19 protein-coding genes and 1 pseudogene are annotated in these 19,140 nt (G+C 71.1%); 10 read left to right on the top strand and 10 right to left on the bottom strand.

The genetic code is table 11. The features are described 5' to 3' along the window. Positions 1-51 precede the first annotated feature (51 nt). The gene (locus ACZ4D5_RS33530) at positions 52-993 is read right to left on the bottom strand and encodes a LysR family transcriptional regulator (protein ID WP_467776244.1); all 942 of its coding nucleotides are present in this window, start codon (positions 991-993) and stop codon (positions 52-54) included. Positions 994-1,105: 112 nt separating this feature from the next. Here ACZ4D5_RS33530 and ACZ4D5_RS33525 point away from each other — a divergent pair, with 112 nt between their 5' ends. Both ACZ4D5_RS33525 and ACZ4D5_RS33520 read left to right on the top strand, forming a co-directional pair. Further along, the gene (locus tag ACZ4D5_RS33525; protein ID WP_467776243.1) at positions 1,106-2,020 is read left to right on the top strand and encodes an NAD(P)H-binding protein; all 915 of its coding nucleotides are present in this window, start codon (positions 1,106-1,108) and stop codon (positions 2,018-2,020) included. Next, on the top strand, positions 2,010-2,414 hold the full coding sequence (locus tag ACZ4D5_RS33520) for a darcynin family protein (protein WP_467776242.1): 405 nt from the start codon (positions 2,010-2,012) through the stop codon (positions 2,412-2,414). The genes ACZ4D5_RS33525 and ACZ4D5_RS33520 overlap by 11 nt, the downstream gene beginning before the upstream one ends. Positions 2,415-2,489: 75 nt before the next feature. Here ACZ4D5_RS33520 and ACZ4D5_RS33515 read toward each other — a convergent pair whose 3' ends face one another. The 4 genes from ACZ4D5_RS33515 to ACZ4D5_RS33500 form a co-directional block, all read right to left on the bottom strand. After that, entirely contained in the window at positions 2,490-3,470 is a 981-nt protein-coding gene (locus ACZ4D5_RS33515; protein ID WP_467776241.1) for a helix-turn-helix transcriptional regulator, read from the bottom strand. A gap of 108 nt (positions 3,471-3,578) precedes the next feature. Beyond that, positions 3,579-4,163: a VOC family protein gene (locus ACZ4D5_RS33510; protein WP_467776240.1), complete on the bottom strand. Its 585-nt coding sequence runs from the start codon at positions 4,161-4,163 to the stop codon at positions 3,579-3,581. Between the two features lie 204 nt (positions 4,164-4,367). After that, complete coding sequence (locus tag ACZ4D5_RS33505) at positions 4,368-5,495, bottom strand: FAD-dependent monooxygenase (protein WP_467776239.1); 1,128 nt, start codon at positions 5,493-5,495, stop codon at positions 4,368-4,370. A 101-nt stretch (positions 5,496-5,596) separates the two neighbouring features. Further along, positions 5,597-6,169 carry a TetR/AcrR family transcriptional regulator gene (locus ACZ4D5_RS33500; protein WP_467776238.1) on the bottom strand — a complete coding sequence of 191 codons (573 nt, stop codon included), beginning with the start codon at positions 6,167-6,169 and terminating at the stop codon, positions 5,597-5,599. Positions 6,170-6,239: 70 nt separating this feature from the next. Between ACZ4D5_RS33500 and ACZ4D5_RS33495 the strand changes: the two genes are divergently transcribed. The 3 genes and pseudogenes from ACZ4D5_RS33495 to ACZ4D5_RS33485 all read left to right on the top strand — a co-directional run bounded on the left by ACZ4D5_RS33495 (position 6,240) and on the right by ACZ4D5_RS33485 (position 9,352). Then, positions 6,240-7,133: an NADP-dependent oxidoreductase gene (locus ACZ4D5_RS33495; RefSeq protein WP_467776237.1), complete on the top strand. Its 894-nt coding sequence runs from the start codon at positions 6,240-6,242 to the stop codon at positions 7,131-7,133. A 100-nt stretch (positions 7,134-7,233) separates the two neighbouring features. After that, positions 7,234-8,358, top strand: a complete 1,125-nt coding sequence (locus ACZ4D5_RS33490) for an FAD-dependent oxidoreductase (protein WP_467776236.1) — start codon at positions 7,234-7,236, stop codon at positions 8,356-8,358. A 68-nt stretch (positions 8,359-8,426) separates the two neighbouring features. Continuing rightward, a pseudogene (locus tag ACZ4D5_RS33485) lies at positions 8,427-9,352 on the top strand (NADP-dependent oxidoreductase). A 78-nt stretch (positions 9,353-9,430) separates the two neighbouring features. Here ACZ4D5_RS33485 and ACZ4D5_RS33480 read toward each other — a convergent pair. Further along, the gene (locus tag ACZ4D5_RS33480; protein ID WP_467776235.1) at positions 9,431-10,111 is read right to left on the bottom strand and encodes a TetR/AcrR family transcriptional regulator; all 681 of its coding nucleotides are present in this window, start codon (positions 10,109-10,111) and stop codon (positions 9,431-9,433) included. 70 nt (positions 10,112-10,181) lie between these two features. On the opposite strand from ACZ4D5_RS33480, the gene ACZ4D5_RS33475 reads away from it, so the two are divergent. Then, positions 10,182-11,291, top strand: a complete 1,110-nt coding sequence (locus ACZ4D5_RS33475) for an FAD-dependent oxidoreductase (protein ID WP_467776234.1) — start codon at positions 10,182-10,184, stop codon at positions 11,289-11,291. 529 nt (positions 11,292-11,820) lie between these two features. On the opposite strand, the gene ACZ4D5_RS33470 is transcribed toward ACZ4D5_RS33475, so the two are convergent. After that, positions 11,821-12,108, bottom strand: coding sequence for a hypothetical protein (locus ACZ4D5_RS33470; protein ID WP_467776233.1), 288 nt, complete (start codon positions 12,106-12,108; stop codon positions 11,821-11,823). 403 nt (positions 12,109-12,511) lie between these two features. On the opposite strand from ACZ4D5_RS33470, the gene ACZ4D5_RS33465 reads away from it, so the two are divergent. Continuing rightward, positions 12,512-13,681: an FAD-dependent oxidoreductase gene (locus ACZ4D5_RS33465; protein WP_467776232.1), complete on the top strand. Its 1,170-nt coding sequence runs from the start codon at positions 12,512-12,514 to the stop codon at positions 13,679-13,681. A 111-nt stretch (positions 13,682-13,792) separates the two neighbouring features. Further along, positions 13,793-14,329 (top strand): CAP domain-containing protein, encoded by a 537-nt coding sequence (locus tag ACZ4D5_RS33460; protein ID WP_467776231.1) that lies wholly within the window; start codon positions 13,793-13,795, stop codon positions 14,327-14,329. 255 nt (positions 14,330-14,584) lie between these two features. Here ACZ4D5_RS33460 and ACZ4D5_RS33455 read toward each other — a convergent pair whose 3' ends face one another. The 3 genes from ACZ4D5_RS33455 to ACZ4D5_RS33445 form a co-directional block, all read right to left on the bottom strand. Beyond that, positions 14,585-15,037: a hypothetical protein gene (locus ACZ4D5_RS33455; protein ID WP_467776230.1), complete on the bottom strand. Its 453-nt coding sequence runs from the start codon at positions 15,035-15,037 to the stop codon at positions 14,585-14,587. Positions 15,038-15,112: 75 nt separating this feature from the next. Then, positions 15,113-16,333 (bottom strand): FAD-dependent monooxygenase, encoded by a 1,221-nt coding sequence (locus ACZ4D5_RS33450; protein WP_467776229.1) that lies wholly within the window; start codon positions 16,331-16,333, stop codon positions 15,113-15,115. Then, entirely contained in the window at positions 16,330-17,727 is a 1,398-nt protein-coding gene (locus tag ACZ4D5_RS33445; RefSeq protein WP_467776228.1) for an MFS transporter, read from the bottom strand. Before ACZ4D5_RS33445 ends, ACZ4D5_RS33450 begins: the two co-directional genes overlap by 4 nt. A 191-nt stretch (positions 17,728-17,918) precedes the next feature. Between ACZ4D5_RS33445 and ACZ4D5_RS33440 the strand changes: the two genes are divergently transcribed. Continuing rightward, positions 17,919-18,581 (top strand): TetR/AcrR family transcriptional regulator, encoded by a 663-nt coding sequence (locus ACZ4D5_RS33440; protein WP_467776227.1) that lies wholly within the window; start codon positions 17,919-17,921, stop codon positions 18,579-18,581. A gap of 198 nt (positions 18,582-18,779) precedes the next feature. Next, entirely contained in the window at positions 18,780-19,079 is a 300-nt protein-coding gene (locus ACZ4D5_RS33435; protein WP_467776226.1) for a hypothetical protein, read from the top strand. Positions 19,080-19,140: the final 61 nt, after the last annotated feature.

Genomic DNA, 19,140 nt, shown 5'->3' with positions numbered 1-19,140 from the left:
AGAGCAACCACCGGCTGCGACCTGCCAGTTCATGCCCTGCTGCCGCAGGCCTCAGGGACCCCCGGGCGCGTGAAGGGTCCGGCGAACGGCGTTGCGGAGCCAGCGATGGCCGCCGTCGGCGGCGTGGCGGGGGTGCCACGCCATGCCGATGGTCAGCGGCGGCAACGGCAGGGGGATGTCGAGGAGGCGGAGCCCCAGAGCCGTGGCGGCATCGGTGAGCGGGGAGGCAACACCGCCCGGAGGTGCGGTGGGGACGAGGCAGACGATGTCGCTGCGGGCAGCGAGGGTCATCGCGGCCATGTGGCTGGGGAGGACGACAGAGACCCGCCGGCGGAGGTTCCGCTCGGCCAGAGCGGTGTCCAGGGGTCCGGTGAACCGACCGCGGCGGCTCACCACCACGTGCTCGGCGGCAGCGAGCCGGTCCGGGGTCAGGGCCCCTTCGGTCAGGGGGTGGCCGGGCCTGACGGCCGCCGCCATCCGAAGGACGACCAGCTCTTCGACCCGGGTCTCGGGGTCCGCGTGGTCGATGGACCCGATCTCCAGGTCGATGCGGCCGTCGCGCAGCGCCGGTCCGGCCTCCAGCTCCTCGGCCCGGAAGCGGAAGGAGATCCCAGGCGCCTCCTGCCGGGCCAGCCGCAACATCCCCGGAACCAGCGCCGCGCCGACCAGGTCGGCCGCCTGAAGGGTGAAGGTGCTGCGCAGGACCGCCGGATCGACGCCGGCGCCGGGAGCCAGCAGCGCTCCGAGACGGCGTACCACGGCGGCCGTCTCCTCGCGCAACTCCCGGGCACGGGGCGTGGGGACCATGCTCTGGCCGGCCCGGACCAGCAGAGGGTCCTGAAGGATGCGCCGCAGCCGGGCGAGGGTGCGGCTCATGGCGGCCGGCGACGTGTGCAGGCGGGCGGCGGCCCGCGTGACGCTCTGCTCCGTCAGCAAAGCGTCCAACGCGACGGCGAGATTGGCGTCGATGGCAGGTTCCGCACCGCTGGTCATAGGCGTTATTCCATTTCAGGCAATGATCCCGTGCTCAAGTTCCCATTGTGGCAATGCCCTTGGCCTCCACAGGATGAGGGTCGTCCCGATCCGGCACGACCCACGAGGACCCATGATCGTCATCACCGCCCCCACCGGGAACACCGGCCGTCATCTGCTGCCTCTGCTCCTGGAATCCGCCCCCGCCCGCGACGAGGAACTACGCGTGGTCGTACGTGACCCCGCACGGCTGCCCGACGCGGTGCGCGACCGCGTCGAGGTGATCACCGGCTCGCACGGTGACGCCGAGGTCGTCGACCGCGCCTTCGAGGGCGCCGACTCCGTGTTCTGGCTCGTCCCCCCGGACGCGTCCCGGCCTCCCGAGGACGCCTTCCGCGGATTCACCCGGCCCGCCGCGAAGGCCGTCGTCGCCCACGGCGTCGGCCACGTCGTCGGCGTCTCCGCACTCGGCCGCGGCACCGCGGTCGCCCATCGCGCGGGGCTCGTCACCGCTTCCCTCGCCATGGACGACCTCATCGCCGAAACCGGCGTCGCCTACCGCGCCCTGGCCTGCCCGTCCTTCTTCGACAACCTTCTCGAGGACGCGGACACGATCCGGGAGACAGGCGTCTTCACCGACGCCGTCGACGCCGACCTCAAGACACCTCGCGTCGCCGTCGCCGACATCGCGGCCGTCGCCGCGGACCTGCTGGTGAACCGCACGTGGTCCGGCAGCGACAGCGTCCCCGTACTCGGGCCGCAGGACCTCTCCCCCAACGACCTGGCCCGCATCATGACCGAACAGCTCGGCCGCCCCGTCCGCTACGAACGCCGGCCGCTCGACGAGTTGTACGCCGACCTTCTCGGCCACGGCATCGACGAGGCGTTCGCCCAGGGCATCGTCGACATGAAAAGGGCCAAGAACGAAGGCCTCGACACAGGCGTCACCCGCACCCCGGCCACCGGCTCCCCCACCGCCTTCCACCGCTGGTGCGCCCAGACCCTCAAGCCCGCAGTCCTCCCGGAAGGAACCCGTCATGCCCGCTGAGACGTCCACACACACCACGCACTCCACCCAGTCCACCCAGAAGACCGCCCCGCCGGTCACCGCGTTCATGCTCGTCAAGACCACACCCGAGTGGCTCGCCATGACACCCGAGGAACGCGTGAACGCCTTCGCCACCGAGGTCGTCCCCACCGTCGAGGCCAAGACCACCGGCGTCCGCTCACGCTTCTACGACACGGAGTTCTACTCCACCCGCGTCACCGACGTCTGGGTCTGGGAGGCCGACGACCACGACGCGTACCAGCTCCTCATCGACGCACTGCGTGAAACCCCTTTCTGGGACCGCTACTTCACGGTCGTCGACCTCCTCGTCGGCACCGAGAACGGCTATGCCCGCACCTACGGCCTCGAGGCCGTCACCACCATCTCGACCTGACGCCTCACTTCACTTCGCACACCGAAGCGAAGACAGGCAGGGAGGGAAGGCGGGAAGGAGGGAGCAAACGCCGGACTACCTGCGGGCCGCGGTCTCGGAGGGCAGTTCGGCGAAGCGGTCGCGGTACGCGCCGGCGAAGCGGCCGAGGTGCGAGACGCCCCACCGGTAGGCGATCGTGCCGACGGGGTCGCTGGAGGCGAGGATGTCCTCACGAACCCGGTCGAGCCGCAGGTTGCGGACGTAGACCATGGGCGAGAGGCCGAGCCCGGCGCGGAATGCCGAGCTGAGGGTCCGCGGGCTGCAACCCGCGGCCTCGGCGATGCCGCCGAGGCTGAGGTGCTCGGCGAGGTTCGCTTCGATGAACGCGAGGGCCGCGCGCAGGGAGCTCGGGTAGCCGCGTCGCGGACCGTCGTGCAGCTCGCCGGTGTGCGAGTGCGACTGGGCCAGGAGCAGAGCCGTGACGAGGCAACGCAGCTGGCTGCGCTGCAGCTCCGCGCGCTGGAACAGGGGGTCTTCCGAGTCCAGCTGCTCGATGAGGGAGCGGACCAGGAGCCGCACCGCCCTGCCCTTGGGCTTGGCCAGGTCGAGGGCGAAGTCGAAGCGCACGGTGGACACCGGCGGATGCCCGGTCAGCGCGGCGAACTCCTGATCGACCAGGGCAGCGTCGATCCGCAGACCCAGGAACCGCGTCCGCCTGCTGCGCAGGGGCCGCAGTTCCTGCGTGTCTCCGGGGTTGACGACTCCCGCCGTCGCTTCGTCGAGGGTCGCCCGCAGGCCGCCGCACGACGCCGAGACGGCACCGGAGACACCGATGTTGACGAAGTACGAGCCGCGGTCGCGGTCCTTGGCCGAGGTGACACGCACGCCGAGTGGCGAGACGAAGTAGCCGACCGCGAAGTCGGGTGCGGCGACGCCGCGCAGTTCGTGATCGCCGCCGCACAGCTCACCCAGCGGCGATGTGGCGATCGAGCCGCCGAACAGGCGGGTGGCGGCGTTGAGCAGGTCGGCGGGGTTCCGGGACCTGGTGATGAGGTGGTTGCGCAGCGGTGTCGGCACGGTGGTGGGGGCACCTCCCTGGGGCCCATTGTCGGCATGGCGGTCGGCGGGTTCCGTTGCGCGCGTACGAATCAAGCCGTGCGTCACGGCTTCTTCGGCGCGCTCCGCTCATATCGGCGGGGCCACGGACAGCCCCGGATCGACGCCGTTGTGGGACTTGGCCGCCATGAACTCGTCGATTCCGCGCATCTCGTAGGAGGCGTGGTGGAAGGCCGCGTGCGGCCCGCGCACGATGCCGAAGCCGTGGTGGAAGGTGTTGCACCGCAGAAACCACATGATCTCGCCACGGTCGCCCAGACACATGGTGTCCGATAGGCGGAACCCCACATGCTTGATGTGCCAGGCCACCGTGGCCTCCGGGGTGGAAGAGTTCATCAGCACATGAGAGAGGCGTACGGGGACCGGTTCGCGGGCCTCGATCTTGCGGTGTCCGCGGGCGGAGACGTCGGCGGAGACCTCGACCGCGCGGCCCTCGTTGTCGAAGAAGCGGACCGCGTAGCCACCCCCGGGAGTGTCGATGGACCTCGGTTCGTGGACCAACCGCACGCCCTGGGCGGCCAGTTGTGCGGCCAAGGTGTCGACGTCGTCGGCGCCTGCGGCACCGAAGACGATGAGGTCGGTGCGCTTGTGCGCGTCCTCGCGTAACCGCACCACGTACTGCTCCGGGGAACCTTCGGCCGCCAGAAATGACACCCCGGTGTCACCAGCGAGGTCCCTCAGGTGCGACGAGGCGTCGCGGCTGCGCGCCTGCCCTGTGGGCTGGAAGGTCAGGTGGACGCCCCCTCCCCACTTCCGCGTCCAGGCCCTTCTGCTCGCGCAGCCACTCCTGTGCCTCGGCCAGGCTTCGAGTCGGGGCGGGGACCATGGCCAAGGTTCGGCCCCCTTCACACCGGATGGTTACGCGGGCTCGGCCATGAGCCGGTGGCAGGAGTCGGTCAGCGGATACACCTCATGGTGGCGCTGCGCCTGCTCCAGGCCGACGATCGCCACCGAGGTCTCCACAAGCGCGCGGCACCGCTGCGCGCGCCGTCCCGCGAACGCCTGGAGCCCCGCCACCACGGACGCGTGCCGCGCGAGTTCGCGGGCCAGCACGAGCCCGTCCTCGATGGCCAGGGCAGCTCCACTGGCCATCTGAGGTGCGGGCGCATGCGCGGCGTCACCGATGACCACGGCGTTGCCCCGATGCCAGGCGCCCTCCAGGAGCGCCGTGCGGACCGGGCGGCGCACCACCGATTCCGATGCGGACACCAGGCAGCGGATCTCCTCCACCCGGCCGGGGAAGGCCTCCAGCAACTGCCTGAGGCGCAAGGCGAGTTCGGCATCGGGCAGGACGCTCCGGTCCACTCCGTTCTCCGTCAGAAACACGTACGCCTGACTGTCCGAGAGAGGCACGAGGCCGGCCGTGTGGGCCTTCCCGGCGAACTGGTGGATGCCGGTGGCCCACAGCGGACGGGGCACCAGGGCCCGCCAGACCATCTGCCCGTGAAAGGCGAGCGAGGCCTCAAGGCTCAGCAGGCCCCGCGTCGCCGAGCGGATCCCGTCCGCGCCCACCAGCAGCGCGACCCTCCGCACCGTCCCGTCCGACAAGCGCACGCAGACCAGCCCCTTCTCCTGGTCCACCGCGGCAACCGTCATTCCGTGGCGTACCACTACGCCGCACCGCTCGGCTTCCGCGTACAGGATGCGGTGCAGTACGGGGCGCGCGATGCCGACCATCGCGGGCCGGCCCGCACCGATCAGGCGGGGCAACTCGGCCTCGCCCGCGGGCTCGCCGTCCACGTCCACGTGCGTGACGGTGCTCATGCCGTAGCCCTCGGCAAGGCAGGCGTCCGCAAGCCCCAACTCGTCCAGCGCGCGCAGCGAAGGGCCGGTCAGGCACAGCCCCCATCCAGAAGTCGCCTCCGGCGGGCCGGCCTCGGCGATCTCCACCTGCCATCCGTCGCGCGCCAGGGCGGTGGCCGCGGTCAGACCGGCCACGCCCGCCCCCACGATCACGGCCGTCCGCAGACCGCGGCAGCTGTCCATGTACGCCTCCAGAGCTCCGACTTCCTGGAAACCGTAGGACTCGTCGGCGCTCCGCCTTGTCCGAATCGGGCGGCGGCCATCCGCTGTCGGCAGGCGGAAGGTCAGGCGACGTCCCAGGCCGCCTCGATCATCTGGAAGATCTCGTCCACGGCGGCCTGCGGGTCGGCGGCCTCGCGGGCCAGCGCATAGGCGTCGATCACGAACCTCGCAATCGCCCGGCAGGCCGTCTCGCTCCGCGCCAGACCAGGGTCGGCGACGAGGGCCGTTGCCAGCGACTCCGCGTGGCGCAGCCGCATCGACTCCTCGTACTCCCGCAGGGCGCGTGACTCGTCGATCATCCGGTAGACCGGGGCGGTACCGTCCGCCGTGCAGTGCCGGACCATGGCGTGGATCTCGCGGCGCAGGGCGGGAATGAGCGGCTCGTCCGGCTCCCGGTCGGTGACCGCCCGCGCAAGGCGCTGCTCGAAGTTGCCGTCCTGCTCGAACACCAGGGCCTCTTTCGAGGCGAAGTGGGAGAAGAGCGTGGTGACGGCCACGTCGGCCTCCGCGGCGACGTCACGGATACCCACCGCGTCGTACCCGCGTTCCAGGAAGAGCCGCAGCGCGGTGTCGGCGATCTTCTGGCGGGTCGCGGCCTTCTTGCGCTCACGGCGTCCGGTCGTCGGCACGGTCATGCCCTGACACTAGCAAATACAAATCCGTAACCGTTCCAAAACACTAACCGTTAGTGTTACGGTCGGCCGCATGAAGAGAGTGAGCTTCGCCGAGTTCGGCGGCCCCGACGTCCTGCACCTCGTCGACGCCGAGGAGCCCCACGCGGGCCCCGGCCAGATACGCGTCGCCGTGCGGGCGGCGGGCGTGAACCCCGTCGACTGGAGGATCCGCGAAGGCCAGTTCCAGAAGGTCCGCCCGATCGAACTGCCCGCCGGGGTCGGGCAGGACGCCGCCGGGGTGGTGGACGAGGTCGGCACCGGGGTCGAAGGGGTCGAGGTCGGCGACCACGTGTTCGGACGAGGCTCGAGTACGTATGCCGAGTTCGCCGTGCTGGCGGCCTGGGCCCCGATGCCCGAGCTGCTGACCCATGAAGAGGCCGCCGGGTACCCCTCGGTGGTGGAGACCGCGCTGCGCATCATCGGCCAGTCCGGTGTGCGCCCCGGGCAGACGCTGCTGGTCAGCGGCGCGTCCGGCGGCGTCGGATCGGCGGTGCTGCAGATCGCCCGCGAGCGCGGCATCACGGTGATCGGCACGGCCGGGGCCGCGAACCAGGACTATCTGCGCGACCTGGGCGCCCGCGCCACCACGTACGGCGAGGGCTGGGTCGACCGGGTGCGGCGGCTCGGCCGGGTCGACGCGGCGCTCGACCTGGCCGGCTCGGGCGTGATCCGCGAACTCGTCGAACTGACCGGGGATCCGCGGAAGGTGGTCTCCATCGCCGACCTCGGCGCGCCGGACCTCGGTGCCCGGTTCTCCGGCGTGACCGGGAACGTGCCGCGCGCCCTCGCCGAGGCCGCCGACCTCATCTCCCGCGGCAGGCTCCACATTCCGGTCGAGAAGACGTACAGCCTCGCCGAGGCCGCGGCAGCACACATCGACAGCCAGGCCGGTCACACGCGCGGGCGCCGAGTCATCACCGTGTGAACTGCTGCGCTTCGCCGGGGCGCGCGGCCCGGCACATCGCCTTCCTTTCAGCGATCCTGCCGGGACCCACCCGGCAGGCGTGCGACACGCGAGGAGCCCCATGCACACTCCTGTCACGATCATCGGCGCCGGACTCGGCGGACTCGTCCTGGCCCGCGTCCTGCACCTCCACGACATCCCGGTCACGGTCCACGAGGCGGAACCCTCCCCGACGACGCGTTCGCAGGGCGGGATGCTCGACATCCACGTACACAACGGCCAACTGGCTCTCAGGGCAGCCGACTTGATGGACGAGTTCCGCGACCTCATCCTTGAGGGCCGCCAAGCGATACGGCTTCTCGGCCGGGACGGGACCGTCCTGTTCGACAAGGCCGACGACGGCACGGGCGCAAGCCCCGAGGTGCAGCGCGGCGCACTGCGGCACATGCTGCTGGACGCACTTCCCGAAGGCGCCGTGCGATGGGGCCACAAGGCCACCGGCGTCCGCGCCCTCTCCGAGGGCCGCCACGAGGTGGCCTTCGCGGGTGCCGCTCCCGTCGTCACGAGCCTGCTGGTCGGCGCGGACGGCGCGTGGTCACGAGTCCGGCCCCTCCTCTCCGACGCCACCCCCGAGTACGTCGGCCGGTCCTTCGTCGAGACCTTCCTGCACGACGCCGACACCCTGCACCCGGCGACCGCGAAGGCGGTCGGCGGCGGGACGCTCGTCGCGCTCGACCCCGGCGAGACCGGAAAGTGGTTCGTGGCGCACCGGGAGAAGGGCGGGACCCTCCACGCGTACATCACCCTGGCCAAGCCGCAGGAGTGGTTCGCCACCATCGATTTCACCAATGCCGCCGCAGCCACCGCGCGGATCGCGCAGGAGTACGACGGCTGGGCACCGGAGCTCACGGCCCTGATCACCGCCGGCCGGACCGCGCCGGTCCTGCGCCCCCTCCACGCCCTGCCGGTCGGGCACCGCTGGGACCGGGTGCCGGGAGTGACCCTGCTCGGCGACGCCGCCCACCTCTCGACGCCCAACGGTCAAGGCGCCGGCCTGGCCATGCAGGACGGCGCCGAACTCGGCCTGGCCCTCGCCGCACACCCCGACGACATCGAGACCGCCCTCACCGCATACGAACAGGCGCTGTTCCCCCGCAGCGCCGCGGCCGCCGCCGAAGTCGCCCACGACCCCACGCCCCAGGAAATGATCAATTTCTTCACCGCCCCGGAGCAGGCAGGAATCTGACGGTTCCTCAGAGGGGAGGACCGCAAGCTCTCCCGCTCAACGACGTGCCGGATGTACGGAGGTTGTCTGTGTTCGCTGTGCGATACCACCGCTACGGCGGTTCCGAAGTCCTCCGCGTGGAGGAGGCCGAAGAGCCGCACGCCGGGCCCGGCCAGGTCCGCATCGCGGTGCGGGCCACGGGCGTCACGCCCTCTGACTGGTACCTGCGTTCAGGGATGCTGCGGGACATCGTCACCCTGGACTTCCCCCACATCCCCGGCGTGGATGCCGCAGGAACCGTCGACGAGGTGGGAGAGGGAGTGACCGGCACCGCCGTGGGAGACGAGGTCTACGGCCTCGTCCCCTTTGCGGACCAAGGAGGCGCCGCGGCCCAGTACGCCGTGCTGGAGGCATGGGCACCCAAGCCTCAGAAATGGTCCTTCGAGGAAGCAGGCGGCGCCGCGGGCAACATCGACACGGCCACCCGCGTACTGGCGGCCCTGGAGACGGCCGAGGGCATGACCTTGCTGATCGACGGTGCCGCCGGAGGCGTCGGCACCATCACCGCCCGACTCGCCCAGGCGCGCGGCCTCACCGTGATCGGCACCGCGAGCGAAGGCAACCACGGCTTCCTCGAACAGCTCGGAGTCGCTCCGGTCACCTACGGGGCAGGGCTGGCCGATCGCCTTGCCCCACTGGCACCGCACGGGGTCGACGTGGTTCTGGACGCGGCCGGCAAGGGCTCTCTTGCCGACCTGGTGGCCATCGCCGGCGACCCCCACCGCGTGGTGACCATCGCGGACTTCGACGCCAACCGGCACGGCGTGCGGTTCTCCCGCTCCGCAGCAGGAGAGTCGCCGGGCTGGGGGGCCTGCCGTGGGCGGCGGCTCTCGCCGATCGCGGCCGCCTCACCGTCCCGCTGCACGCCGTGTTCCCGCTGAAGGAGGCCGCCACCGCCCACGACATCAGCGCCGCGGGTCACGCGCGCGGCAAGATTGTCATCACCGTTCCCTGACCGCCGTGGCCTTGGCCACGCTCGCTGCCCCGCGGGATGCGCGCGCCGCTGGTGAGGGTCCGGCCGTTCGTCCGCGCGTCACTTCGCGATGCGGGCCTCGATGCCGTCCAGCAGGAAGTCGAGGCCCATCCGGAAGGTTTGGTCGGCGTCCAGGGGGGCGGCATCGCGCACCACCGTGGCCAGCGCGGGGAAGCGTCCGGTGGCGAAGGTTCGCTCCAGATAGGGACCGAGTGAGGCCTGCCACCGCTTCTCGTCCATTCCGGTGGCCCGCTCGGCACGCCGCTCGGCGATCTCCCGGCGCACCGCGCCGATCACGTACGCGTCGACCGCGGTGACCACCGGCATGACGGCATCCACGTCGACGTCGCCCAGCGCGGCCACGACGGCCTCTCCCCTGGCCAGGGCGTGCGGCCCCAGCTGCGGTCGTCCGCCGAGCAGGTCGGCCAGCCATTCGTGCTGGTGAGCGGCCTGCCGAGTGGTCTCGGCAAGAGACCGGAGCGTCTCCCGCCAGTCGTCTCCGACCGGCTGGATCTCGGCGTAGGCGGCGTCGACCATCAGGTCGAGCAACTCCTCCTTGCCGGCGATGTAGCTGTACAGCCGCATCGGTCCGACGCCCAGCGCGGTGGCGACCTTGCGCAGCGACACCGCCTCGAGACCGTCCGCGTCGGCCAACTGGATCGCCGCTCGTACGATCCGCTCTCGGTCCAGCGGGGCCGGAACGGGTCGATTCGGCGGCTCCGGCCTCTCCCACACCAACATGCCGCCAACAGTACATCGCATCGGGCGATACAGTGTATCGGCCAATACGGTGTATCGAGGAGAGGCAAACATGACCATCGCCATCGTCGGAGCCGGCCTCGGCGGCCTGGCTCTCGCCCGTGTCCTGCACGTGAACGGCATGAATTCCGTCGTGTACGAACGTGAATCCTCACGCGCCTTTCGCGGCCAGGGCGGCATGCTCGACATCCACTCCGGCCAGCGGGCGCTGCGCGAGGCCGGCCTGATCGACGAGTTCTTCGCGATGGCCCGCGGCGAAGGCCAGGACATGCTCCTTCTCGAGCCGGACGGCACCCTGTTGCTCCGGGAGGACACACCCGACGACGCCCCGCTCGAGCGCCCCGAGGTCGACCGCGCCGATCTGCGCGACCTGCTCCTTGATTCCCTCCCCGACGGCACGGTGCGCTGGGGGCACGCGTACGAGTCCGCCGACCACGGCCTGCTGCACTTCGCCGACGGCGGCAGCGCTCCGTACGACCTGCTGGTCGGCGCGGACGGCGCGAACTCCCGTGTCCGCGCGCTGCTCACCGACGCCCGCCCGGCGCACATCGGCCAGAACGTCATCGAGATCGGCATTCCCGACATCGACCGCACGCACCCCGACCTCGCGGCGATGGTCGGGCGCGGCAACTACTGGGTGATCGGCAAGGGCATATCCCTGGCGGCACAGCGCAACGGCGACGGACGCGTGCGCATCGGCATCAGCTTCTACGACACCGCCGAGGACTGGTTCGCCACCAGCGGGATCCCGTTCGACGACCCGGCCGCCGCCCGGGCGCGGCTGATCGAGCTGCTCCCCGGCTGGGACCCGCGGTTCACCGCGCTGATCGCTGCCTGCGACGACACGGTCGTGCCGCGGTCGATCACCACTCTCCCGGCAGGCCTGACCTGGCCGTCGAGGCCGGACGTCACGCTGCTCGGCGATGCCGCGCACCTGATGCCGCCAGTGGGTGAGGGCGCCAACATGGCACTGCTCGACGGCGCCGTGCTCGGACTCGCGCTGGCCGCACACCCGGACGACGTTCCCGCCGCCGTCAAGGAATACGAACGCGAGATGTTCGACCGCACCAGTGCCGCCGCCCGAATGTCCACGGACATGCAGGACTTGCTGATGTCGCCGGATGCCGCCCAGAAGTTGCTTGCCTTCTTCCAACCCGGCTGAAGGCGAGCGAGAGGTCGGCCCGTCACGCGCAGGTGTGCCGGGCCGACATCCATCACGGGAGGACGGGCTCGGCCCTGGCTCACCTCTCCCCCCGGCCTGCTCCTGCTCCTGCTCCTGCGGCTGGGGCCGCGGCGGCATGGCGGGGACGAGCAGGGAAGCGAGCAGGCCCCGGACGACGACCCCGGCCGCGACGCAGCCGCTGACGGCGGTGTCGTCGGACATCGCCGAGCGGGCCGCCTCGCCGACCGAGGCCGTCTGCGGGCTGCCGGCCGACGGGCCGCTCGCGGCGCAAGCGAGGTCGGCAGGATCATCGCCGCGCTTGCGCCTGCGCCCGCGCCCGCGCCCTGCGGGAAGCGGGCCAGGCTCAGCACTCCTCGACCACTTCAGGGCCCTGTTCGCAGAGATGTGCACTGCCATGGACATCCACCTCGCACAGGTGAACCGGGACACGTCATGGCCTCCGGCACGAGGGGCGCCGGTCCGCAGGCGCTGCCTTGTGGTTCTCGTGCCAAGAAACCCCGAAAGCCGACTAAGAGACCCGATCCCGCCGCACCCGAACCGGCCGTGCCTGCTCCCCCGCCATGACGCGGGCGTCCTCCTCCGCGGCCCGGCGCGCCAGGGCGTGCCGGCGTGCGGCGTACGCGCGGTCGGCCGGCTCGGTCTCGCGGACCACGGCGATCACCGACATGGCCGAGGCCACGCCGAACATCAGCACGGCCCATGCGGCGCCGTTGCGGGCGGACTGCACGGTGCAGTAGGCGAGCCATACGAGGACGGCGCCGTGCATGGTGCACAGCGCGCGGGTGAGCCTGGTCAACAGGGCCTCCAGAGTAGGGAACAGGGCCGCTGGGTCAGAGGCGGGTCGGCGGCCGTCATGACGAGAACGACGGCGGGACGAGACAGGGATCACAGGCCGGGGCCCGACGCCGCCCTGCCTGATTCCTGCCACTGTGCACGCCGCCGATGTGCTGCCCGCCGACGAGGCGGCCGAGGCCCGGCGGCCGCGGGGTCGGCTGGTGCCGAACTTCTCCTGAGGCTCCGGTGGACGGCTTCGCGCCGCTCGTCCCGGCTGATGTCGCCCGGCGGCAGCTCTCGGACGGCATCGGTCCCATGTCGGGGGATGTCGGTCCGATGTCGCCGACTTGTCGGCGGGGCCTGAGAGGTTTCCGGTGTTCCTGCCGGTGCCCATCCGGCAGGTGGGCGACACGCAAGGAACCATCATGACCACTGACATCACGGCCAAGGACGTCTCGGCCAAGGACATCACGATCATCGGCGCCGGACTCGGCGGCCTGGCCCTGGCACGTGTCCTGCATATCCACGGCATCCCGTCCACCGTCTACGAAGCGGAGGCCTCGCCGACGGCACGCGCGCAGGGCGGATTGCTCGACATCCACGACTACAACGGCCAACTCGCCCTTCAGGACGCCGACTTGATGGACGAGTTCCGTGGCCTCATCCTCGAAGGACGCCAGGCGATGCGGGTCCTCGACCCGAACGGAACCGTCCTGCTCGACAAGGCCGACGACGGCACGGGCGGACGCCCCGAGGTCCAGCGCGGCGAACTGCGCCAGATCCTGCTCGACTCGCTCCCCGCCGACACCGTGCGGTGGGGCCACAAGGTCGGCGGAGCCCGCTCGCTCGGCGACGGCCGCCACGAGGTGACGTTCGCCGACGGCGGCACCGTCGTCACCGGCCTGCTGGTCGGCGCGGACGGCGCGTGGTCGCGAGTACGGCCGCTGCTGTCCGCCGCCGTCCCCGAGTACATCGGCAAGTCGGTCGTAGAGACCTACCTGTTCGACGCCGACACCCGGCATCCCGCCGCCGCCAAGACGGTCGGCGGCGGGATGATGGTCGCCGTCACGCCGGGCAAGGAGATCTTCGCCCACCGGGAAAAGGGCGGCACTCTGCACGCCTACGTGGGGCTGTACGAACCGCAGGACTGGTTCGCCGCCATCGATTTCACCGACGCCGACGCGGCCGCCTCGCGTATCGCGCGCGAGTTCGACGGCTGGGCCCCGGAGCTCACCGCTCTGATCACCGACGGCGACATCGCGCCGATCCTGCGTCCCCTTTACGCCCTGCCGGTCGGGCACCGCTGGGAGCGCGTGCCCGGAGTGACCCTGCTCGGCGACGCCGCCCACCTCTCGGCCCCGAACGGCGAAGGCGCCAACCTGGCCATGCTGGACGGCGCCGAGCTCGGCAGGGCCATAGCCGCGCACCGCGGCGACGTCGAAGCCGCACTCACCGCGTACGAGCAGGTCATGTTCCCGCGGAGCGCCGAAGCCGCCGATGACGGCGGCGCCGGGCTCCACGAGTTGCTCTTCGGCGACGACGCGTCCCAGGGCGAGCAGGCAGCCGGAAACGGCAGCGCTGGTTCATCCGTGTGACACCGGCCCCGTCGGCCGGGCCGGTGTCCGGGCGGCGTTGGCACACTGCGGCCGACGAGCCGGTCGGCTCGTCGCGCTCGCCAGAGAGGTGCCGATGTGAATCGCGTGACGATGGCTGCGGTCGCAGCCGCGACGATCGCCCTGTGCGGATCGCTGTCCCCGACGCAGGCCGTGGCCGCTCCGACCCCCGCCCCCTCGCCCGGGCCACGACAGGGCGTACCGCAGGACCACTACTACCCGGACGTCGACTGGATCGTCTGCGAGATCAACAAGGAGCGGACGCGGCAGGCTCTTCCCACGCTCCGGATCTCCGACCAGGCATCTCGCGTGGCCCGGAATCACGCGCGCGACATGGCCGCGACGGGCAGGCTCACCTCGACCGGCAGCGACGGCAGGGACCTGCGGTCACGGCTCGGCGACGCCGGCCTCTTCTCCTCCTACATCAGCGAGTACATGCTCCGCGGCTACCACCACGACGGACACTTCGCGGACATGGCCACCGATCCCGACCCGGACAACGGGCTCCACGAAGCCCTGATGAGCCCGGAGGTCGTGGCGATCGGCATGGGGTACGCGCACAGGTACTGGGACGTGAACCTCTTGGGCAAGCACCGTCACCTGGTGACCAGGTCACCTTCCTGCCTGTAGGAATCCGGCCTGAAGAGTTCCGGCCTGGGTCCGAGGGGCCCCGGCCGGCTTCAGCACAGCCGTCGGCGCACGACGTGAAGCGCGGGGCTAGGGCCTTGCCCGCACCCTGTCGGTCCACGTCCTGCCGACCCACGTCCTGCGGGCACTGCGGGCACTGCGGGCACTGCGGGCCAAGGGTCTTGAGCACGCCGTGCTCTACCGGTCCATCAACCCCGTCAAGCGTTTCTGACCTCACGCCCGAGCAGGCGCCACCGGCTAGGTCGCGCCGGGGAGCCCCAACGCGACCAGGAGCGCCGCCGAAAGCTCTTCCGCGAACAGGGCCGACCCGGTGAGCGTCTTGCGGACGGCCTCCTCATCGGACGTCAGTCCGGCGGCCGCCGCCCAGGCGAGGGCTCCCGCCACCGCGGGTTCGACCGGGAAGTGCTCCAGCGGTATGTCGTAGCTCTCCGCCATGTCGCGGTTGAGCAGGCCCTCCCAGGTGCCGCCGTCCGGCGTGGCCGCCTCGATGAAACCCAGGTCGCTGTCGAAGTAGGACACCACGAGGGCCGGTGTCCCGGTCCGCTGGACGAGGGCCGTCACGCTGCGGGGTCCGGCGTCGGCGAAGTGCGTCGTCTGCCAGCCCTCCGCCAACGCCTCCGTCTCGTCGATGCCCGTGAACCCGGCCGCCTCCATGAGCTGGTGCAGCTCCCCCGTGGCCCGGGTCGTCAATGTTCCGCCTGAGTTTCCCATGGTCGGAAAGTTAACGGACGCCTCTGACAACCCGGCACGCGCCCGAGCTCGAGCTCACGTCATCGGCATGAACTCCGGCAGCGTGAGGGCCGAATGGGCCGGTCGTCCCTGCGCGGAGGGCATGGCGTCGAGGCCGCGGAGCATGTCGTTGCGCCGCTCCAGGGCTCGGGCGGTGGTCGGGAAGAGGGGGGCGTCGCCCTTGCCGACCTGGTTCTGATTTACGGTCACGAACCCACGGGTGTGGTGCTCGTACGCGGCGAATCCCGCGGCGTGGTCCCGATCGGCCAGGGAACCGGCGAGCATGTACGCGCCGACGAGCGCGAGGCTGGTGCCCTGCCCGGTGAGGAACGAGGGTGCGTACGCGGCGTCGCCCACCAGTGCGACCCTGCCGTCGGACCAACGGGGCATGCGGATCTGACTGACGACGTCGAAGAACACATCCTCCGCGTCGCGCAGGGCGGCCAGCATGCCCGGGATCTCCCATCCCGCGTCGGCGAAGACCGAGGCGACCAGGTCCCGTTGGGCCCGCGGGTTCCGGAACGCGTCGAACGGCGCTGCCGTGCGGGCGAAGTTCAAGAAGGCGTGCACGTCGTCGTTGTCCCCCACGGCGTAGAGCGCCGCGGCCCTGCCCGGGGTGTTCCACATGACGGTCTCGTGGGAGAGCCCGAAGGTGTTGCGCATGGTGAAGCCGGCGAAGCAGTAGCCGAGATAGCGGTGGAACCGCTCTTCGGGGCCGAACAGGAGCTCGCGGGTGCGCGAGTGCAGTCCGTCCGCGCCGAACACCATGTCGTACGTACGTCCGCCGCCCCCGCGGAAGGTGACGTCGACCCCGTGGCCGGACTGGTCGAGAGTGTCGATGGAGTCGCCGAACAAGAACTCCACGTCGTCGCGGACCGCCGTGTGGAGCGCGTCGGTCAGATCCCCGCGCCGCACCTCCAGGTCCTGTCCCCCGACACCGCCGGTGAGGTTGTGCGGGTGGACCGAGGCCACCTCTTTGCCGTCGCCGTCGAGGAAGGTCAGCCTGCGCAGATCGATGTGCGCGTCCCGCAGTCGCGGCAGGATTCCCATCCTGCGCACGACCTCAAGTGCGGTGCCGCGTACGTCGATGGGGTAGCCGCCGCAGCGCAACGCGTCCGCCTTCTCGACCACCGTCACCTCGAATCCGTAGCGGTTCAGCCAGAACGCGAGGGCGGGTCCCGCGACACCGGCCCCGGATATCAGGACCTTGCGCCTAGGCGCGGTGCGGGTGGCGCTCAACAGACCGGTGCGGTTCATGCGTTGACTCCTTTGCTCATGGTGCGGGTGACGAGCAGGGACAGTGCCGTGACGGCGCCGGCCACGACGAAGCCGGTGACGAAGGCCGATTCGGCCGGGATCTCCGATCCGGCGGACGTCCCGGCGGCGAGGAGCGCGCCACCGACCTGCGCGCCGACGGCGTAGCCGACCACGCGCGTCACCAGGACCAGGCTGGTGGCGATGCCGGTGTCGCCCGGGTCGACGGAGGTGGCGGTGCTGGTCACCATCGCCGTGACGCACAGGCCGTTGGCGAGTGAGATCGCCGCCTTGCCGATGACGAGGTGCCAGATCTCGGAGTGCGCGGCCGCCAGGGCGATCAGGGCGGCGGCCATGAGGAGGACCCCGGTGGTGACCACCGCGCGCGAGCCGAAGCGCCGCGCCCCCATTCCGCCGATCGGCCCGGCCAGCGACGCGGCCACGGCGCCCGGCAGCAGGAAGAAGCCGATCTCGGTGGCGCTGGCCCCGAATCCGTACGCGTCGGCGGAGACCGAGAAGAGCTGCGGGACGAGAAAGACCGCCACCGAGGTGCCGACGCAGATCACGAACGTCAGCACGCAGGACTTCCAGATCGCGGGCCGTGCCAGCATGCGCAGGTCGACCATGGGTGAGGCCGCGCGGCGCTCGACGGCGATCCAGCCGGTCGCGAAGGCGGCCAGGAGCACGATGAGGGCGCCGAGTACGAGTGGCGCCGAGCCGAGGTCGGGCGCGAGGCTGAGCACGAGCATGAGCGTGACCAGCGTCCCGCTCAACAGGACCAGGCCCGGCCAGTCGATCCTGGTGTCGTCCGAGCGGCCCGGCGGGTCACGCGGCATCAGCCTGTTCACCAGGACGGTCGCCCCGATGACCGCGATCGTCGGCAGCGCGAACATCCAGTGCCGGGACAGACCTTCCGCGACGGGGCCCGCTGACAGGGTGCCCGCCATGCCGCCGCCCACGAACAGCCCGCTGACCGTGCCGATGGCCACCTTCGACTCGCCCGCGGGGAGGTGTGCGCGCACCAGGATGAACGACAGGGGCAGCGCGCCCACCATCGCTCCCTGCAGCACCTGACCTAGCAGCAGCATCGGCAGGCTCGGCGCCACGGAGGACACCAGACCACCGACCGAGACCACCGCCATCAGCCGGATCAGGATCCGCTTCCCGCCGTAGCGGTCGCCCAACTTGCCTGCGACCGGCGTGACGAGGGCGCCGGTGACGAGGAGCACGATGCTGAGCAACGCCCCTTCGCTCGTGCTCATGCCCAGCTCGCGTTGCAGGAGCGGCAGCGTCGGCGTCACCACCGACTCCAGGGCGCCGGTGGCGACTGCCAGCAGGCCGAGGGCCACGACAGCGGCCTTTCCGACGCGGGCCGGTGGAGCCAGAGTTGCGGTCATGGACGTCCTTCCGTCATTGCCGGCGGTTCGTCATGGACAGGTCCGAGTCCGTGCCGCGGGGTGAACGCGGGGCATCCGCAGCCGAGTTGGCGCAGGCACGGCTCCGCCGGGCGGACGGGGTGCACGAGTTGGGCACCCTCCGAGCCAGTATTACACTACACCGTGCAGTGTAGGACGGTTAGGATGTGCCCATGCCGACCACGAAGACGCCGACCACCAAGACGCCGACCACCAAGACACTGCGCGAGGGGTCCACGCCGAAGCGGGCCGCGATCCTCTCGGCGGCCCGGGAACTGTTCCTCACCGACGGCTTCGACCGGTCCAGCGTCGACGCGGTCGCCGCCCGGGCCGGGGTGTCCAAGCGGACGGTTTACGACTACTTCGGCGATAAGCAGACGCTGTTGCGGGCCGTCGTGGACGCCGTCGGCCAGTCGCTGGTCACCTCGATCCAGCGCACGCTCGACGACACCCTCAGCGACGTCACCGAGGGCGCCGAACTCGAGGACGCCCTGGTCGCGTTCTCGATGCGCATCGCGACCGACATGCTCGGCTCGGCCGAGTACGCGACGCTGCAACGACTGGTCCGGGCGGAGTCCGGTCACCTGCCGCACCGGGACTACAACTCCATGGCCGACGCCCCCGACGAGGCGATCGCCGAGCGGTTCGCCGCCTTCGCCGCGGCCGGGCTGCTCGAGGTGCCCGACCCCCGGCTCGCCGCCGACCAGTTCATCGCGCTGACCTTCGGCGTCGCGCTGGACAGGCTCGGTTCCGCGAACGCCGCGGAGGACCCCCGCGTCCGGCCGCTCGTCGTCGAGGGCGTGCGGACGTTCCTGCGGGCGTACCGCACCGCGTAGGCCGGGGACGGCACGAACGAACAGGGCGTATGTCGCACCGAGTTCGGCACCGCCGCGGCCTGGCGAGATCTCGACGTGAACTGTCAGGCTGCGGCCAGGCGTCGAACGTCCGGCAGTCGGCGTCCGTATGACGGGGTGAGTTCGTGACCGCATCCCCGTCGTCCGGCGGGGCCGACCGCGGAAAGGCAGGGATCGACGATGCTTCGAGCAACCAGGTGGACGGCCCGGGGCGGTCTCCTCGCGGCCGGGACGGTCGCCGCCCTGCTGGCCGTGACCGCGCCCGCGGCCGCGAGCACGGCAGCGCTGTACTGCGGCGCCGGACGCGGGCTGACGGCCGAGAGCGCGATCCAGGGAGCGGTCGACGACGCCCGGAACTCGGCGAGCGGGGACGGCAGGTTCCAGTGCGAACTCGTCGGTGAACCGCAGGTCTTCGAGGTCTTCGACGACCCGTACTTCGGCCACATCTTCCGGGCCAGCGTGAACATGTCCTGCGAGTGACTCGCCGAGAGCCCGCTCTCGGCCGGCTTCGCGCAGGGCGGGCGCGATCGCTAGACGACCG

The organism is Streptomyces sp. NPDC025651, from assembly GCF_055558735.1.
The sequence above is the reverse complement of the archived record's forward strand: the minus strand, read 5'-3'. Positions and strand labels throughout refer to the sequence as shown.

Coding starts and splice junctions, on each gene's coding strand:
- ACZ4D5_RS33520 (WP_467776242.1), top strand. CDS start 2,010: ATGCCCGCTGAGACGTCCACACACACCACGCACTCCACCCAGTCCACC.
- ACZ4D5_RS33435 (WP_467776226.1), top strand. CDS start 18,780: ATGCTTCGAGCAACCAGGTGGACGGCCCGGGGCGGTCTCCTCGCGGCC.
- ACZ4D5_RS33490 (WP_467776236.1), top strand. CDS start 7,234: ATGCACACTCCTGTCACGATCATCGGCGCCGGACTCGGCGGACTCGTC.
- ACZ4D5_RS33505 (WP_467776239.1), bottom strand. CDS start 5,495: ATGGACAGCTGCCGCGGTCTGCGGACGGCCGTGATCGTGGGGGCGGGC.
- ACZ4D5_RS33500 (WP_467776238.1), bottom strand. CDS start 6,169: ATGACCGTGCCGACGACCGGACGCCGTGAGCGCAAGAAGGCCGCGACC.
- ACZ4D5_RS33475 (WP_467776234.1), top strand. CDS start 10,182: ATGACCATCGCCATCGTCGGAGCCGGCCTCGGCGGCCTGGCTCTCGCC.
- ACZ4D5_RS33495 (WP_467776237.1), top strand. CDS start 6,240: ATGAAGAGAGTGAGCTTCGCCGAGTTCGGCGGCCCCGACGTCCTGCAC.
- ACZ4D5_RS33460 (WP_467776231.1), top strand. CDS start 13,793: ATGGCTGCGGTCGCAGCCGCGACGATCGCCCTGTGCGGATCGCTGTCC.
- ACZ4D5_RS33525 (WP_467776243.1), top strand. CDS start 1,106: ATGATCGTCATCACCGCCCCCACCGGGAACACCGGCCGTCATCTGCTG.
- ACZ4D5_RS33450 (WP_467776229.1), bottom strand. CDS start 16,333: ATGAACCGCACCGGTCTGTTGAGCGCCACCCGCACCGCGCCTAGGCGC.
- ACZ4D5_RS33465 (WP_467776232.1), top strand. CDS start 12,512: ATGACCACTGACATCACGGCCAAGGACGTCTCGGCCAAGGACATCACG.
- ACZ4D5_RS33445 (WP_467776228.1), bottom strand. CDS start 17,727: ATGACCGCAACTCTGGCTCCACCGGCCCGCGTCGGAAAGGCCGCTGTC.
- ACZ4D5_RS33530 (WP_467776244.1), bottom strand. CDS start 993: ATGACCAGCGGTGCGGAACCTGCCATCGACGCCAATCTCGCCGTCGCG.
- ACZ4D5_RS33480 (WP_467776235.1), bottom strand. CDS start 10,111: ATGTTGGTGTGGGAGAGGCCGGAGCCGCCGAATCGACCCGTTCCGGCC.
- ACZ4D5_RS33440 (WP_467776227.1), top strand. CDS start 17,919: ATGCCGACCACGAAGACGCCGACCACCAAGACGCCGACCACCAAGACA.